This is a genomic window from Micromonospora globispora, assembly GCF_003857015.1.
GTDB classification, from domain to species: Bacteria; Actinomycetota; Actinomycetes; order Mycobacteriales; family Micromonosporaceae; genus Micromonospora; species Micromonospora globispora.
In genome coordinates this window covers 1-16030 of sequence record NZ_QGGF01000385.1, presented here as the reverse complement: position 1 = coordinate 16030, position 16030 = coordinate 1, and the positions used below count along the sequence as shown (strand labels likewise).

Sequence of the window (16030 nt, the reverse complement as noted above, 5' to 3'; positions counted from 1 at the left end):
CCGCTGCGCACGGCCGGCGACGGCGCGGCGGCGGCGGCCTGGCTCGCCGCCCGCGACCTCCCCGAGGTGACCGACCCGGTGGCGCTGCACGCCCTCCTGGTGCCGGTCGTCGGGTGACGGGGGCCTCCGCGACCTCGTCTGTCGCACCCACCATCACCGCGTCCGAAGACCGCGACAGGGCCAGCCCGTTTCCAGTACGCCTGCGGACAGGCGCCTACCGGTCCGCGCCTTTGGAGCTGCCCCATCCGTAGCGCACGGCGCTGATCGGGCGCACGCTACGACCGGCCCTTGGTCAAAGCAGCGCCCTCATCGCACGGAACACGCAGTTTGCGCCGCCGGCGCTCGGCGGTCGCGCCGGCGGGGCAACTCCACAGCACTGTGGCAGGCCATGGCCCGGCAGAGGGCGGTGCCGGTGGTGGGGACGCTCGCCTGACGAACCGCTACCGCTGGCTGTCGTCGAGGAGTGCCTCGAGGCGGCGCCAGACGTGCGAGCGCCAGCCGCCGTCGAGCAGGGTGAACGTCCGTCGCTGCACCGGGTCGTCCGGATCGAAGCCGCTGTGTTCCAGGAGGAGCCGGGTGCCCCGCCCCTCCGGGGCGAGGGTCCAGGTCACCACGGTGTCCAGCGGCCCGCCGCGCCAGGCCCAGCTCAGCCGGCGCGGCGGGTCCAGCTCCAGCACCTCGCAGTGGACGACACCGTCGAACCCCTGCCCGGGCCGCGCGGCGGTACGGAAGGTGAACCGGTGCCCCGGCACCGGCGCGAAGTCGTTCGGCATGAGCCAGCGCGCGAGCAGATCGGAATCGGTCAGCGCCCGCCACACCTTGGCCGGCGGGTGGGCCAGGAACTGGTCCACCGCGATGGTCGTCGGGTCACTCATCGGGCAGCTCGTCCAGCACGTCACGCAGATCGGCGAGGCGGGCCCGCCAGAACCGCTCGTACGGGCTGAGCCAGTCGGCCACCTCGCGCAGCGGCTCGGGGCACAGCGAGTACAGCCGTTGCCGGCCGACCGGCTGCTCCACCACCAGGCCGGCGTCCTTGAGCACCTTCAGGTGCTCCGAGAGGCTGGGCCGGCGCATGTCGAAGTGGTCCGCCAGCCGCTGCACCGGCTGCTCTCCCGTCTCCCGCAGCAGCCGCAGCAGCTCCCGCCGAGTCGGGTTGGCCAGCGCGGCGAAGACGTCAGACACGGGTGGCCTGCAGCACGAGGCCGTTGCCGTCCGGGTCGTCGAAGGTGACGTACCGCCCCCAGGGCGCGACCTGGATGCCGCCGTCGGCGAAGACCACCCCGCGCTCGCGCAGCGTGGCGACGTCGCCGTCGAGGTCGTCGGTCTCCAGCACGAGACCCTTGAGCGAGCCCGGCGGCATGGTCGGGAACCAGGTGACCAGGGTCAGGGCGGTCGCCGAGCCCTTCGGGGCCACCTGCACCCACCGGCCGCCCGGGCCCATCGGGTTGTCCCAGATCAGGTCGAAGCCGAGGGTGTCGACGTAGAAGTCGCGGGCCCGGTCCTGGTCGCTGACGGGTACGGAGACGAGCTGCACATGGGTCACTGTCATGTCGCCACAATAGGTAGGAGATTTCCTACCGGTCAAATCGAGAGGGGGCCGGCCGACGACGTCGACCGGCCCGCTCCGAGATCCGCGGTCAGGAGGTCGGGTAGCCCGGCTGGCCCTGCGGCTGGCCGTACTGGCCCTGCTGCGGGGCCGGGTAGCCGCCCTGCGCCGGGTAACCCGGCTGGCCCTGCGGGGCCTGGCCGTACTGGCCCTGCGGGGCCGGCTGGCCGTACTGGCCCTCGGACGCCGGCTGGCCGTACTGGCCCTCGGGGGCCGGCTGGCCGTACTGGCCCTGGGGCCAACCCTGGGCGGCCTGGCCGTGGCCGGCCGGGTAGCCGTGGCCCTGCGGGGCCGGCTGGGCCGGTGCGGCGAACTGGTGTGCGGCGGCCTCCTCCCGGGCCTCCTTGCGCGCCTTCACCGCCCGGACGATCAGCAGGACCGGCAGGATGAAGGCCCAGAAGAAGACCGTGTACCGGGTGCCCACGGGAGCGAGGAACATCAGGTAGAAGCCGTAGCAGAAAAAGCCCAGGCCGACGACGACGTTCAGGACCCGGGAGCCGGTGCCCTGCTCGCGGATCGCGAGACCGGTGACGATCATCGCGATGCCGCCGAACATCAGCAGGATTTCGTAGACAAGTTCGAACATGTGATCCCCGTCAATTCGGTGAATGTGCCGGACCACCATAGAGGAGCGCCGGTCGGCTCCGCTGCCCCGTTCCGGGTGGCCGGCGACATCTCATTTGAGCTGGCCGGCGGTGAGCCCGGCCTGGATCTGCCGCTGGAACGCCACGTACACCACCAGCACCGGCAGCACGGCGATGGCCAGGCCGGCGAAGAGTTGGGCGTAGTCGCCGGCGTAGCCCTGATTGACCGCGAGCGCGTTCAACCCCTGGGCGAGCACCCATTTCGACTCGTCGCCCTGCATCAGCACCTGCGGCAGCAGGAACTGGTTCCAGTGGCTGAGGAAATTGAAGATCCCGACACTGATCAGTCCCGGTCGCGCCATCGGCAGCATCACCCGGAAGAAGAGCCGGAAATGACCACAGCCGTCGATCAGTGCGGCCTCCGCCACCGAGGTCGGCAGGGTTCGGAAGAACGCGGTCAGGAAGAACACCGTGAACGGCAGCGAGTACGCCGCGTACACCAGGATCAGGCCGGTCCAGGTGCCGAAGAGCCCGGCGTTGCGCACCACGAAGAAGAGCGGCACCAGGGCGAGGAAGACCGGGAACATCATCCCGCCGACGAACAGGTAGTAGACCACCTGCCGGCCGCGGAACTCGTACCGGGCGAAGACGTACGCGGCCGCGGCGCCGAGCAGCATGGTCAGGGTCAGCGAGCCGGCGACCACGACCGCGCTGTTCAGGAAGTACTGGCCGATGTGCGCCTTCGTCCAGGCCCGCGTCCAGTTGTCGAAGCGCAGCGCGCCGGGCAGCCCCCACGGGTCGGCGAGGATCTCGCTGTTGCTCTTCAGCGAGCTGAGGAACATCCACGCCAGCGGCAGCAGGGTCATCGCCGCCCAGAGCACCAGGAAGCTGTGGGAGAAGGCGTTGGCGACGCCCAACTCCCGCCGCAGCGGCCGGTCCTTGGACCGGCTCGGGGCGGCCACCGTGGCCGGCGCCGTGTCGTCCACTGTGGTCACGAGTACTCGATCCGATCACGCCGGGCGGCGCGCAGCGCCAGCACCGCCACCGAGAGGGTCAGGAAGAACATCACCACGCCGATCGCCGAGGCGTACCCGAACTTGGTCTCGCTGCCGAAGGCGGTGTCGTACATCCGCATGCCGATCACGTCGGAGGAGAAGTTCGGGCCGCCGTTGGTCATGAGCTGGACCAGGATGAAGCCGTCCAGCGCGGCGATGGCCAAATAGATCCAGGCGACCTGGACGGTGTCCCAGAGCAGCGGGATGGTGATCTTCCGCAGCATCACCGCCCGGGAGGCCCCGTCGAGCATCACCGCCTCGTAGATGTCGCGCGGGATGGCCTGCATGGCCGCGCCGAAGAGCACCACGTAGAAGCCGACGTTGCTCCACACCATCACCGCGAGCACGCACCAGAAGGCGAACCGTGGATCGCCCAGCCAGGTCGGGGCGGGCAGGCCGAGCGCGCGCAGGGTGCCGTTGAGCAGGCCGCTGTTGGGGTGGTAGATCTCCTTCCACAGCAGGGCGATGATCACCACCGAGAGCACCTGCGGGAAGAAGTAGACCAACCGGTAGATCGAGGTGCCGCGCACGCCGCTCACCCCGGCGCGGCCCTTGCGGCCGCCCATGGTGAGCATGGTGGCGAAGAAGAGGCCGAGCGCGATGGTGAGCACCGGCACCAGGGCGAGCAGGATGGCGTTGTTCTTCAACGCGTTCCAGACGTACCCGTCGTGCAGCAGCGTGCGGAAGTTCGCCATGCCGACCGGGTCGGCCTGCGCGGAATAGCCCAGCCAGTCGGTGGTCGAGATCTGAAAAGCCTGGAGGTACGGCGAAAGCACGAAGACGCCGTACAGCACCAGCGGCGGCAGCAGGAAGCTGACGATCAGCGGGTATCTGCCATGTCGCACCTGGCGACCCTCCCTGGTTCGGCCGGTGGGAGCGGGACGTGAGCCCGCTCCCACCGGCGGAGTCTCACGCGGCCCGCTTGTACTTCTTGATCGAGCTGTCCTGGGCGATCGAGTCGGCGCCCTTCTGGCACTGGTCGAGGAACTCCGCGGGCGTCGACCGGCCGCTGAAGAACTCGCCGCAGGCGGCGTCGACCAGGTTGCGCTCCAGCTTGCGGTAGTAGTTGTTGTAGACCCAGTTGAAGCCGTTGGACCCGGACGCCTCCAGCGCCTTGACCACCGTGGACAGGCCGAACGGCAGCTCGACGCCCTCGGTGGTGCCGGCGACCACGGTCAGGCTGGCGACCTTCTTGGTGAAGTCCTGGGCGCCCTTCTTGGAGAGCATCACCCGGAGGTACTCCAGGCCGCCGGCGACGTTCTTCGCCTTGGCCGGCACGATGAACGGCTCACCGGCGGTGCCGCGGATCGCCTCGAACGGCAGCTTGTCGCCGCTGCCCAGGCTCGGGGTCGGCGCGACGGTCATGTTGAAGCCGGCCGGGGTGACGTCCTTCTGCTCGCTCTCCAGCCACGAGCCGCAGGAGATGAAGGCCGCCTTGCCCTGGCACCACGCGGTCTGCGACTGCTTGTGGTCCAGGCCCGGCGAGCCGTCCAGGATGTACTTGTCCTTGACGATCTGGTACCACGCGTCCGCGGCGGCCTTCATCGCGTCGGACTTCCAGGCGTTCGGCTCCAGGTTGTCGATCGCTGTCGCCACCGAGGGGCCGCCGAACTTGATCGCGGTGGAGATCAGCGGCCAGCTCATGTAGCGCGGGTGCTGACCGGCGTACGTCCAGGGGGCGATGCCGGCGGCCTTGATCTGCTTGCACAGCGCGATGTGCTCGTCCCAGGTCTTCGCGTACTGCCAGTTGCGCTCGGCGAAGAGCTTGGTCGAGTACCAGATGCCGTAGACGGTGTAGGTGTAGTTCATCACCAGGAACTTGCCGTCGTACGAGCCGACATCGACGGCGCCGGGCAGCAGGGTGTCCTTCACCGACTTGCCGGGCTGGTCGAGGCTGGGCGCGGCGAGCAGTTCGCCCAGGTCGGCGAGGGCGTTCTGAGAGACCAGGCCGTTGGGGTCGATCTGGCCGGCGCCGGAGTTGTTCACCACGTCCGGCGGGGTGCCGTCGACGAAGCGCGGCTGGAGGGTCTTGTTGATCTCCTGGGTGGCGGAGTGCTTGATCTCCGCCTTGGGGTACTTCTCCTTGTACATCGCCTCGTGGGCCTTGGCGTACTCCTCGCCGAAGCCGCCGTTGAAAATCACCACCTCGAGCGGGGCGTCCTCCTTGACCCCGAGCGGGTTCTGCTCGCTCTTGGTGCCCTTGTAGGTGCCGGCGTCGCCCTTGTCGTCGCCGCCACCGGAGGTGGCGCAGCCGGCGAGCAGACCGGCGGCGGGAGTGGCCAGCAGGCCGGCGGCGGCGGTGCGCCGCAGGATGTCACGCCTGTTCATCACATCTCCTCGGTTCGGGTACGGGCGGCCCGCCGGGGATGGGGGAAGGCGGCCGCGGCGTCGAGGCACGGGGGTGTGTTGCTTGTCTTCAATTGGCATAATGCCGTTGAAGAATTTCTACGGCAGCGCGGCGCGGACCACAAGACCCGACAACCGAACCGTTATCACCACCGGCCAGCGCCGGCTGGCATAGCCTGGGTCCATGCGCCGCCTGCGACAGCTCGCCGAGCGCACACCGGCCGCGCGGGAGCGCTACGTCGACCTGCTCCGGGGGCTGGCCATCACCATGGTCGTTCTCGGTCACTGGGGCATCACCGTCATCGGGTACGACCGGGCCGGCCGGCCGACGGGGCACTCCGCCCTGGGTGACCTGCCGTGGGCCTGGCCGCTGACCTGGGTGGCCCAGGTGATGCCGGTCTTCTTCCTGGTCGGCGGGTACGCCAACGCCGCCTCGCTGGCCGCCCGCCGGTCGCGCGGCGGTGACGCCACCGGCTGGCTGATCGACCGCAGCGCCCGGCTGGTCCGACCCACCACCGCGCTGCTGGTGGTGCTGGCGGTCGGCGCGGCGGTCGCCCGATTCCGCGGGGCCGATCCCACCGAGATCCGCACCGTGGTCTGGTTCGCCACCATCCCGCTCTGGTTCCTCGTCGCCTACCTGGTGGTGGTCCCGCTGACCCCGCCGATGTACGCGCTGCACCGCCGCTTCGGGCTGGTCGTACCGCTGGTGCTGGTCGGACTGGTCGCGCTCGGCGACCTGGGGCGGATATTCGGGCCGGCCGGCCTGGCGACCGGCAACTACCTGTTCGGCTGGCTGGCCGTGCACCAGCTCGGCTTCGCCTGGTACGACACCCGCTCCCCCGATACGCCGGCCCGGCGCCGACTGCCGCTGTCCCGGCGCGCCGGCGCGGTGCTGGTGGCGGTCGGGCTGACGGCGCTGGTGCTGCTCACCCTGGTCGGGCCGTACCCGGTGGCGATGCTCAACGTGCCCGGCGAGCGACTGGACAACGCCGCCCCGCCCAGTCTGGCGCTGCTCTCCGTCGCCACCGCGCAGCTCGGGCTGATCCTGCTGCTGCGCGGCCCGGCGGAACGCTGGCTGCACCGCCCCCGTCCGTGGCAGGCGGTGATCGCGGTGAACGCGGTGGTGCTGACCGTCTTCCTCTGGCACCTGACCGCCGCCGTGCTGCTGACCGGCCTGCTCGACGCCCTCGGCGTGCTGCCCACCCCACGCGTCGGCTCCGGCGCCTGGTGGGCGTGGCGGGTGCCCTGGCTGCTCGCGCTCGCCGTGATGCTCGCCGCGCTGGTCGCCGTCTTCGGCCCGATCGAGGCGCGCACCCGCCGCCCCGGGCGGACCGGGGCGGACGGACGCGAGCGGAAACCCAGCGGCCACACCCCGCTGGCCACCGCGCTGGCGGTGGCCGGCTACGCGGGCCTGGTCGTCGGGCTGCTGCTCAACAGCCTGACCCGCAAGGCCGCACCGGAGCCGCTGGGGCTGCCCGCCCCGGCGCTGGTGGCGTACCTGGCCGGGGCGGGGGTGCTCCGGCTGCTCAGGTCTGGGTGGGGAAGCCGAGGTTGACCCCGCCGTGCCGCGGGTCCAGCCACCGGCTGGTGACCACCTTGCCCCGGGTGAAGAAGGCGACCCCGTCGGCGCCGTGCGCGTGCAGGTCGCCGAAGAGCGACGCCTTCCAGCCGCCGAACGAGTAGTACGCCATCGGCACCGGGATCGGCACGTTGACCCCGATCATGCCGACCTCCACCTCGTGCTGGTAGCGCCGGGCGGCGCCGCCGTCGTTGGTGAAGATCGCCGTGCCGTTGCCGTACTCGTTGGCGTTGACCAGCTCCACCGCCTCGTCGTACGAGCCGACCCGGACGACGCTGAGCACCGGGCCGAAGATCTCGTCGGTGTAGATCGACATCTGCGCGGTGACGTGGTCGAACAGGGTCGGCCCGAGCCAGAAGCCGTCCGCCTCGCCGTCCGGCGTGACGTCCCGGCCGTCCACCACCGGCACCGCGCCGGCCGCGATCCCCGACTCCACGTACGAGCGGACCTTCGCCGCGTGCGCCGCCGTGACCAGCGGACCCATGTCGCAGCCGCGCCGGCCGTCGCCGGTGCGCAGCCGGGCCATCCGCTCGGCGATCTTCCCGACCAGGGCGTCGGCGACCGGCTCGACCGCGACCAGCACGGAGATCGCCATGCAGCGCTCCCCCGCCGAGCCGAAGCCCGCGTTCACCGCCGCGTCGGCGGCCAGGTCCAGGTCGGCGTCCGGGAGCACCACCATGTGGTTCTTCGCGCCGCCGAGGGCCTGCACCCGCTTGCCGGCCATCGAGCCGCGCTGGTGCACGTACCGGGCGACCGGGGTGGAACCGACGAACGAGACCGCCTTCACGCCGGGGTGGTCGAGCAGGGCGTCGACCGCCTCCTTGTCGCCGTTGACCACGTTGAGCACACCGTCCGGCAGGCCCGCCTCGGCGAACCACTCGGCGAGCAGCAGCGCCGCGCTCGGGTCCTTCTCCGACGGCTTGAGCACCACCGCGTTGCCGCAGGCGATGGCGACCGGCACGAACCAGAGCGGCACCATCACCGGGAAGTTGAACGGCGAGATCACCGCCACCACGCCCAGCGGCTGCCGCAGGCTGTACGAGTCGACCTCGGTGGAGACGTTCTCGCTGAACCCGCCGCGCAGCGCGGACGGGATGCCGCAGGCGTACTCGATCACCTCCAGGCCGCGCTGCACCTCGCCGGCGGCGTCGGCGAGCACCTTGCCGTGCTCGGCGGTGATCACCTCGGCGAGCCGCTCCCGCCGGGCGTTGACCAGCTCGCGGAAGGCGAAGAGCACGGCCGTCCGCTTGGACAGGGAGGCGTCCCGCCAGGCCCGCGCGGCCCGCTCCGCGGCCTCCACCGCACCCGCGACGTCCGCGGCCGAGGCCAGCTCCACCTCCCCGGTACGGCGGCCGGTGGCCGGGTTGAACACGTCGGCCCGCCGCTCCGAGCTGCCGCACACCCGCTTGCCGTCGACGAAGTGCCCGATGGTCACTGTGTCACCTTCCGTTCGCGACTGCGGGGCTCGCAGAACCGGCTCACTCCTCGCGCTCACACCGCCACCTCCGCCGAGGACCGGATCGCGTCGACCAGGATGGCCAGCCCCTCCCGGGCCTCGTCCTCGGTCAGGGTAAGCGGTGGGCCCATCCGCAGCACGTTGCCGTAGAGGCCGCCCTTGCCGGCGAGCAGGCCGCCGGCCCGGCACGCCTCGAACACCCGCGTGGTCATCGCCGGGTCGGGCTCGGTGGTGCCCGGGCGGACGAACTCGACGCCGAGCATCAGCCCCTTGCCGCGGATCTCCGCCACGCAGGGCAGGTCCCCGACCGCGGCACGCAGACCGTCGGAGAGGATCGCGCCGACCCGGGCCGCGTTGGCCTGCAGGTCGTGGTCGAGCAGGTAGTCGAGGACCGCGTTGCCGGCGGCGGTGGAGACCGGGTTGCCGCCGAAGGTGGAGAAGCTGATCGCCGGCACCGACTCCAGCACGTCAGCCCGGCCGACCACGCCGGCGAGGGCGAAGCCGTTGCCGATGCCCTTGGCGAAGGTGAGCAGGTCCGGGGTGACGCCGTGCGCCTGGTAGCCCCAGAAGTGTTCGCCGGTACGCCCCCAGCCGGTCTGCACCTCGTCGGAGATGAACAGGATGCCGGACTCGTCGAGCACCTTCTTCCAGGCGGCGAAGAGGCCGTCCGGGGCGTGCACGAAGCCGCCGACGCCCTGGATCGGCTCCGCGATCAGGCAGGCCACATCGCCGGCCGTCTGGGTGGCGAGCACCTCGCGCAGGTCCTCCACCGCCGCGTCGACCTGGTCCTCGGCACTGAGCCGGGAGAGCAGGCCGCGGACCCGCTCGCCGGAGTGCAGCCAGGCCACCTGGAGCGGGTTGAGCGCGCTGGCCGACCAGCTCCGGTTGCCGGTGACGCCCATCGCCGCGTACGACCGGCCGTGGTAGCTGTTGCGCACGGCGAGGATCTGGTGCGAGCGGCGGTAGTTGGTGGCAACCAGCAGCGCGGCCTCGTTCGCCTCGGTGCCGGAGTTGGTGAAGAAGACGCGGGCGTCCGGGATGCCGGAGACCCGGGCGATCTTCTCCGCCAGCTCCACCTGCTGGCGGATCAGGTAGAGGGTCGAGCTGTGCACGATGCCGGTCGCGAGCTGCCGCTCGACCGCCTCCCGGATCTCCGGGATGTCGTAGCCGATCATGTTGGTCAGCACGCCGCCGAAGAAGTCCAGGTAGCTGCGTCCCTGAGCGTCGGTGACCCGGCGGCCCGAGCCGGAGACCAGCTCGATCGGCTCGGAGTAGTAGAGCGGCATCCAGGACGGAAGCACGGCCCGGTGCCGGGCCAGCAGATCGTCGGTGGTCATCGTCGTACCCTTCAGCGGCGGTTGGCGGTCACCGCACGCTTTCACCACGCAGCGACCGGGACAAGGGTCACCGTGTAGCCCGACCACCCCCGCCGCCTGACACAGCGTCAACGACGCGGTGCGACGCTTTCCGCAGCGGTTGCGGCGATGAGCCAACGGTAACCGTGGCGGACCGCCGGTGGCACTGGCGGATTCCGCCGGCACCACTGCCTCCGCCGCTCGGACCGCTCGTCCGGGGCGCCGACCCGCGGCGGCAACGCGCCCGGCCCGACCGCCTGCCGTGGTTAGGATCTTGACGTGCCGCCCGAGCCTGTCGTGTCGCTGCCCACCGGCCGCCCCGGCGTCCCGGGCGCCGTCCGCACCGACGAGATCGGACGGTGGATCGGCTCGGCCCCGCTGCGCGCCCTGGTCGACCGCTTCGGTGGGCGATGGCCAGCCGGCGACCTCGCCGCCGTGCTCGCCGAGCTGGACGCCTTCTCGGCCCGGCACTGGGACTTCCGCGCCGGCCGGGAGCGCCCCGACGCCCGGGAGCCGGCCTTCGACCCCGGCACCGCGCGGCTGGTGCTCGACTCGGCCGCCGCGCTCGGCCTGGTCCGGGCCACCCCGCCGGCCCTGCCCCGGTACGCGCACCTGCTGGTGCTGGGCGGGCTGGCGCACGCCTGCCTGCGCCGGGTCGGCTACGCCGTCCACCTGCTGCGCACCGGCCCGTCCGTGACCGGGGAGGTGGCCGTGCTCGGCAGTTTCCGCCCGCTGTCCGAGCCGGAACGCCGGATGCTGGCCGAGGCCGGCGTGGCCTGCGGCGACACCGAGGTGGACGTGCTGGACGCGGCGGTGCGGCTGACCCTCGGGCTGCCGGCACCGGACGAAGAGGACGGTCACGACGCCGGACACCCGCACCACTCCTGGTCGTCGCGGACCTACCGGCCGGCCGGGCTGCCCCCGGTACGGGTACTCGCAGCCCCGTCCAGCGAACCGGACCGACGCCGGGCGCACACCGCCGACACCCAGCGGTTCTGGGCCGAGCACGTGCGGCTCTGCGCCGGGGATCCGGTGCTGATGGTGACCGCGCCCATCTACGTGCCGTTCCAGCACTGCGACGCGCTGCGCACCCTGGCCGTCCCATACGGCTGCGGGATCGACACGGTCGGCGTGGACCCGGCGCTGCCGGCGCTCGCCCGGGTGCCCGAGCCGACCCTCACCCCGGGCCGCTACCTGCAGGAGATCCGCTCTGCGATCCGCTCGATGCGTGCCCTGCACGCCGCGCTGCCGCCCGGCTGACCTCGGCGGCGACGGATCAGCGGAAGCGGGCGCGGGCGATCGCCCGGGACACCTCGGTCGGGTCGTCCACCTCCAGCACCAGCCGGTCGTACGGCTGTCCCTCCAGCTCGACCAGCAGCACCTCCTCGGCCCGGTGCACGCACCAGAACGACCGCCCGGTGGACCGGGAGACGTAGCTGCCGGCCATGATCAGCCCGGGCCAGAACGTGCCGGGCAGCCGCCACCCGGAACCCCGGGCGTACGCCTCGGCGCGGGTCACCGGCCGTACGCCGGTGACGGCGGCGGTCGGCACCTGCACGCCGGCCGCGAGTGCCCAGAGCCGGTCCGCCCCGGTGAGCCGGACGACCAGGCGTTCCGGGTCCACGTCCACCAGCACCGCCATGATCAGAAGCCTAGTTCGGCGGCCGGTCGCCGCCCAGGGCCGATCGGTCCGGCCGGCGCGGGCCCCGGGGGCGGGCAGTGCTCAGCGGGCGGTGTCGGCGACCGCCTGGGCGAAGACCTCGGAGCGGTGCTCGAAGTTGCGGAACCGGCCGTAGCTGGGGGCGGCCGGCGAGAGCAGCACCACCCCGCCGGCCGGAGTCAGCTTCCGGGACAGCCCGACGGCGGCGACCAGGTCCTCGGCCATCTCGGTACGGACCCCGGGCAGGCCGGCGAGCGCTTCGACGATCCGCGGCCCGCTGTCCGGGATGCCGATCACGGTGAGCTCCCGCTCGGCCAGGTGGTCCCGCAGCGGGGTGTAGTCCAGGCCCCGATCGGTGCCGCCGACGATCACCGTCAGCGGCCGTCCCTCGTACGCGTCGATGGCGTGCATCGCGGCGTACGGGCTGGTCGCGAGGGTGTCGTCGACGAAGGTGAGGCCGGACGGGTCGGCGATCTCGGTGAGCCGGTGCGCCAGGCCCTTGAACTCGGCGACCGCCACCGCCAGGCTGTCCTTGCGGCCCACCACGTCGACGCCCAGCGCGTCGAGCACCGCCAGCGCCACGCAGAGGTTGCCCTCGTTGTGCCGGCCCACCAGCGGCAGCACGGCGCGCGGGAAGAGCGGCTGGTCGCGGAGGTGGAACCACGGCGTGCCGTCCGGTCCGTTGGCGACGTGCGTGGTGTCCGACGAGCCGGCCCGTACTGCCGCGCGGTCGCCGAGCTCCAGCGCGAGCCGCGGGTCGGCGCCGTTGACCACCACGGTCTGCGGGCCGTAGGCGAGGAGGTTCAGCTTGTCCTGGTAGTACGCCCGCTCGCCGCCGTGCGCGTCCAGGTGCTCGGGGAAGAGCGCGGTGACCACGGCCACCCGGGGCGAGTCGGTCAGGTCGCTGCACTGGTAGCTGGAGAGCTCCAGCACGTACAGCTCGGCCTCGGGCAGGTCGAGCAGCGGCACCCCGATGTTGCCGCCGAAGACGTTGGGCCGGTCCATCGCGGTCAGCAGGTGGCTGATCAGGCTGGAGGTGGTGCTCTTGCCCTTGCTGCCGGTGACGCCGACGGTCCGGTCGGCGTGGTCGGCCATCCAGAGCGCGGTGCCCTGGGTGACGGGCACGTCGCGGCGGCGCAGCTCGACCATCCACGGGTGGGTGTTCGGCACGCCCGGCGAGCGGACCACCACGTCGGCGGCGAGCAGCCGGGCCAGGCCCTCCTCCCCGGTGATCAGGGGCGCCGCCTCGGCCAACGGGCCCTCCCACGGCACGGTGAGGAAGTTGGCGCTGTCGACGACGGTGACCAGGCCCGCCGGGCCGTGCGCGGCGATCGCGGTCACCGCCGCCCGGCCCTCCCGGCCGGCCCCCCAGACGGCGACGGTACGTCCGCGCAGGTCAGACAGGCGCACAGGTGATCTCCTCCAGCTCGGCCGGTGCGGCGGTGGTCAGGTCCGGCGCAGTCGGGCACGGCGGACGAACCAGGGCCTAGTATGGCGTGTGCCCAACGAGCAGCTCCGGCGGATGGACGCCTTCACCTTCCCGTCCTACTCCATCGACCTCTCCACCGGCGAGGCGTTGTTCGACTACGCGCTGACCGGCCCGGACGGCGAGCAGCGGTTCACCGAGGTGATCTCGCTCCCGCTGCCGGCCGAGCCGCCGTCGGACGAGACCGTGGCCACCCTCGAACGGGTGCTCGAACTGCTGCACGTGGTCGCCGGCGTCAGCTACTACAAGGCCGCCGCGCCGCACCGGCTGGTGCTGCCGGCCCCGCTGGGCGCGGACGCCGTCGAGTTGGTCACCGCCGTCTACACCAAGGGCCTCGCCGAGTACGCCTACCGCAACCGGCTGCCGCACGTGCTGGACCTGCGTCCCGAGGTGCCGGCGGGCGAGGTCGCCCCACCCCGGACGTACGACAACTCCGACCGTCGTCCGCTCTCCGCCGTCGGCGGTGGCAAGGACTCGATCGTCAGCCTGGAGGCGCTGCGCCGCGCCGGTTTCGACCCGGTGCCGTTCTCGGTCAACCCGAACCACGTCATCGTCTCGGTCAACCAGGCCGCCGACCTCACCCCGCTGGCCGCCCGCCGCCGGATCGACCCGGTGCTGTTCGACCTCAACGCGGCCGGCGCGCTCAACGGGCACATCCCGGTCACCGCGATCAACTCGCTGATCGCGGTCGCCACCGCCGTACTGCACGGGCTCGGGCCGGTGGTGATGTCCAACGAGCGCTCCGCCTCCGACCCGAACCTGGTGTGGAAGGGCCACGAGATCAACCACCAGTGGTCCAAGGGCGTCGAGGCGGAGGGGCTGCTGCGGGCGGCGCTGGCCGAGCACGCCGGGCTCACCGAGCCGTACTTCTCGCTGCTGCGGTCGCTGTCCGAGCTGCACATCGCCCGGCTCTTCGCCGAGATCGACCGGTACGACGACGTGGTGACCAGCTGCAACGCTGCGTTCAAGCTGCGCGACGCGAGCGAGCGCTGGTGCCGCGACTGCCCGAAGTGCCGGTTCGTCTACCTCGCCATGGCGCCGTTCATGCCCCGTGAGCGGATCACCCACATCTTCGGCGGCGACATGCTGGCCGACGAATCGCAGATCCCCGGCTACCGGGAGCTGCTGGGCGTGGACGGGCACAAGCCGTTCGAGTGCGTGGGCGAGGTCGAGGAGTCGGTGGTGGCGTTGAGCCTCCTCGCCGAGCAGGCGCAGTGGCGGGACGCCCCGGTGGTCCGCGCCCTGGTGGAGGCCGTCCCCGACACCGCCTGGTCGGCGGCGGCGACCTCGGACGTCTTCACCCCCGGCGGCCCGAACTTCGTCCCAGCCGCGTACGCCAAGGCCCTCACCGCGCTCGCCTGACCCGGGATCGGCCGAAGCCGGCGAACCGCCCCGTCACCTGGTCGACCTCGACGACACTGGAGGCGTCCGTCCGCCCGGCGTCCGGAAGGTGCGGTGACCCCGATGACGCAGACTCTCGTGATGGCCGCCGAGCAGCGGCAGGCTGACCGCGACCAGGCGGCGGCGGTGGGCGAGGCGGAGGGCCGGGCGACCCTGGCGCTGCTCCGGCAGCTTCGGGGCGACGACTGGCAACGGCGGACGGACGCCACCGAATGGGACGTCCGAACGCTGGTCTCGCACCTCGTGGCGCAGGCCGAGGACGCGCTGCGGCTGCGCACGCTGCTGCGGCGGGAACTCGTCGGCCGCCTCCACCGCCGGGGCCGGATCCCCGTGGACGCCCACATGGCCGTCGGCGTCGACGAGCACCGGTCGGATCAGGGCCCCGAGCTGGTCGAGCGGTTCGCGGTGCTGTGGCCGCGGGCGGTACACGCCCGTTGGCGCCAGCCCGCGTTGGTGCGTCGCGCCCCGATGAGTCTGGGGATGCCGGGGGTGCCCCGGGTCCGCGTCGCCTACCTGCTCGACGTCATCCTCAACCGCGACCTGTGGATGCACCGGGTGGACCTGGCCCGGGCCACCGGCAAGCTCTTCATCATCGCCGAGCACGACCGGCACATCGTCGCCCAGGTCATGCGGGACCTCGCGGTCCAGTGGACGGCGCCACCGGTCGCGCTGGAACTCACCGGCCCCGCCGGTGGTGCGTGGCTGATCGGCTCGGGCGACCCCGTGGCCGTGGTCCGCGGTGACGCGGTCGGTTACCTGCGCGCCCTGGCGGGCCGCGACGACAACGTGGACCTGGAACTCATCTCCGGTGAACGGGCCCTCCTGGCCCGGCTCCGCCGGACCCGGCTCCCCTTCTGACCCACTGCCCGGGACTCAGGTGTCGCGGACCGCGTCCAGGGCGAGCAGGGCGACGTGCAGGGAAAGGCAGGCCTCGACCGAGTCCAGGTCGACGTCGAGGATCCGGCCGATCCGGGCCAGCCGCTCGTAGAACGCCGGCCGGGACAGGTGCGCCGCGGCGGCCGCCGCCGACTTGTTCCGGCCCTGTTCCAGGTACGCCCGCAGGGTGCCGAGCAGCTGCTCCCGGGGGTGCTGGGCGTCGTACGCCAGCAGCGCCCCGAGTTCCCGCTCGACGAAGGTCTGCAACCGGGGCTCGTCGCGCAGCAGGTGCAGCAGGCCGGCGAGCCCGACGTGCGGGAGCCGGAAGATCGGCAGGTCCCGCCGGTCCCGGCGGGCCGCCTCGGCGATCTGCCGCGCCTCCACCAGCGAACGTCCGGCCTCCCGCAGGCTGCCCACCCCGGAACCGGCGGCCACGATCACCGCCGCCGGACTGCCGGTGCCGGAGACCGGCCGCAGCGAACCGGCCCCGGGGGCGGCCACCCGGGTCGAACCGTCGGCGGACCGGGCGGCGCCCGAGGGGGTCGACCGGAACGGATCGTCGGCCGACCGCAGGGCACCCGGTGCAGCCCCGCGGAGTGAGGTCTCGGTGTGCCGGCCGATGCCGG

At 72.3% G+C, this 16030-nt stretch carries 16 protein-coding genes and 1 pseudogene; 5 read left to right on the top strand and 12 right to left on the bottom strand.

The features are described 5' to 3' along the window. Positions 1–117, top strand: a pseudogene (locus DKL51_RS36480) (ATPase); the annotation flags it as partial. A gap of 323 nt (positions 118–440) precedes the next feature. Here DKL51_RS36480 and DKL51_RS19925 read toward each other — a convergent pair. The 7 genes from DKL51_RS19925 to ngcE form a co-directional block, all read right to left on the bottom strand. Continuing rightward, the gene (locus DKL51_RS19925; RefSeq protein WP_109946836.1) at positions 441–875 is read right to left on the bottom strand and encodes an SRPBCC family protein; all 435 of its coding nucleotides are present in this window, start codon (positions 873–875) and stop codon (positions 441–443) included. Beyond that, complete coding sequence (locus tag DKL51_RS19920) at positions 868–1182, bottom strand: ArsR/SmtB family transcription factor (protein WP_109946835.1); 315 nt, start codon at positions 1180–1182, stop codon at positions 868–870. Before DKL51_RS19920 ends, DKL51_RS19925 begins: the two co-directional genes overlap by 8 nt. Further along, positions 1175–1549, bottom strand: coding sequence for a VOC family protein (locus tag DKL51_RS19915; RefSeq protein ID WP_109946834.1), 375 nt, complete (start codon positions 1547–1549; stop codon positions 1175–1177). The genes DKL51_RS19920 and DKL51_RS19915 overlap by 8 nt, the downstream gene beginning before the upstream one ends. 88 nt (positions 1550–1637) lie before the next feature. Then, positions 1638–2192: a hypothetical protein gene (locus tag DKL51_RS35805; RefSeq protein WP_207786227.1), complete on the bottom strand. Its 555-nt coding sequence runs from the start codon at positions 2190–2192 to the stop codon at positions 1638–1640. Positions 2193–2282: 90 nt separating this feature from the next. Further along, the gene (locus tag DKL51_RS19905; RefSeq protein WP_109946832.1) at positions 2283–3185 is read right to left on the bottom strand and encodes a carbohydrate ABC transporter permease; all 903 of its coding nucleotides are present in this window, start codon (positions 3183–3185) and stop codon (positions 2283–2285) included. Continuing rightward, positions 3182–4090 (bottom strand): carbohydrate ABC transporter permease, encoded by a 909-nt coding sequence (locus DKL51_RS19900; RefSeq protein ID WP_109946831.1) that lies wholly within the window; start codon positions 4088–4090, stop codon positions 3182–3184. Before DKL51_RS19900 ends, DKL51_RS19905 begins: the two co-directional genes overlap by 4 nt. A 64-nt stretch (positions 4091–4154) precedes the next feature. After that, positions 4155–5573 (bottom strand): N-acetylglucosamine/diacetylchitobiose ABC transporter substrate-binding protein, encoded by a 1419-nt coding sequence (ngcE, locus tag DKL51_RS19895; protein WP_109946830.1) that lies wholly within the window; start codon positions 5571–5573, stop codon positions 4155–4157. Between the two features lie 202 nt (positions 5574–5775). On the opposite strand from ngcE, the gene DKL51_RS19890 reads away from it, so the two are divergent. Beyond that, entirely contained in the window at positions 5776–7146 is a 1371-nt protein-coding gene (locus tag DKL51_RS19890; RefSeq protein WP_109946829.1) for an acyltransferase family protein, read from the top strand. Here the strand turns inward: DKL51_RS19890 and DKL51_RS19885 are convergent. Next, positions 7118–8605: a CoA-acylating methylmalonate-semialdehyde dehydrogenase gene (locus DKL51_RS19885; RefSeq protein ID WP_109946828.1), complete on the bottom strand. Its 1488-nt coding sequence runs from the start codon at positions 8603–8605 to the stop codon at positions 7118–7120. The two genes, DKL51_RS19890 and DKL51_RS19885, sit on opposite strands and share 29 nt — an antisense overlap. Positions 8606–8661: 56 nt before the next feature. Next, on the bottom strand, positions 8662–9963 hold the full coding sequence (locus DKL51_RS19880; RefSeq protein ID WP_109946827.1) for an aspartate aminotransferase family protein: 1302 nt from the start codon (positions 9961–9963) through the stop codon (positions 8662–8664). A gap of 297 nt (positions 9964–10260) precedes the next feature. Between DKL51_RS19880 and DKL51_RS19875 the strand changes: the two genes are divergently transcribed. Beyond that, positions 10261–11241 carry a hypothetical protein gene (locus DKL51_RS19875; RefSeq protein ID WP_243422621.1) on the top strand — a complete coding sequence of 327 codons (981 nt, stop codon included), beginning with the start codon at positions 10261–10263 and terminating at the stop codon, positions 11239–11241. A 16-nt stretch (positions 11242–11257) separates the two neighbouring features. On the opposite strand, the gene DKL51_RS19870 is transcribed toward DKL51_RS19875, so the two are convergent. Together DKL51_RS19870 and murD are read right to left on the bottom strand one after the other, a co-directional pair. Continuing rightward, complete coding sequence (locus tag DKL51_RS19870) at positions 11258–11623, bottom strand: hypothetical protein (RefSeq protein WP_109946825.1); 366 nt, start codon at positions 11621–11623, stop codon at positions 11258–11260. Between the two features lie 81 nt (positions 11624–11704). Next, entirely contained in the window at positions 11705–13051 is a 1347-nt protein-coding gene (gene murD / locus DKL51_RS19865; RefSeq protein ID WP_109946824.1) for a UDP-N-acetylmuramoyl-L-alanine--D-glutamate ligase, read from the bottom strand. An 88-nt stretch (positions 13052–13139) separates the two neighbouring features. On the opposite strand from murD, the gene DKL51_RS19860 reads away from it, so the two are divergent. Then, positions 13140–14489 (top strand): MurL-like N-terminal domain-containing, encoded by a 1350-nt coding sequence (locus DKL51_RS19860; protein WP_124812369.1) that lies wholly within the window; start codon positions 13140–13142, stop codon positions 14487–14489. 102 nt (positions 14490–14591) lie between these two features. After that, positions 14592–15386 carry a maleylpyruvate isomerase family mycothiol-dependent enzyme gene (locus tag DKL51_RS19855; protein WP_109964653.1) on the top strand — a complete coding sequence of 265 codons (795 nt, stop codon included), beginning with the start codon at positions 14592–14594 and terminating at the stop codon, positions 15384–15386. A gap of 15 nt (positions 15387–15401) precedes the next feature. Here DKL51_RS19855 and DKL51_RS19850 read toward each other — a convergent pair. Next, positions 15402–16030: PucR family transcriptional regulator (locus DKL51_RS19850; protein WP_260428588.1), on the bottom strand; the 629-nt coding region annotated here is incomplete at its 5' end.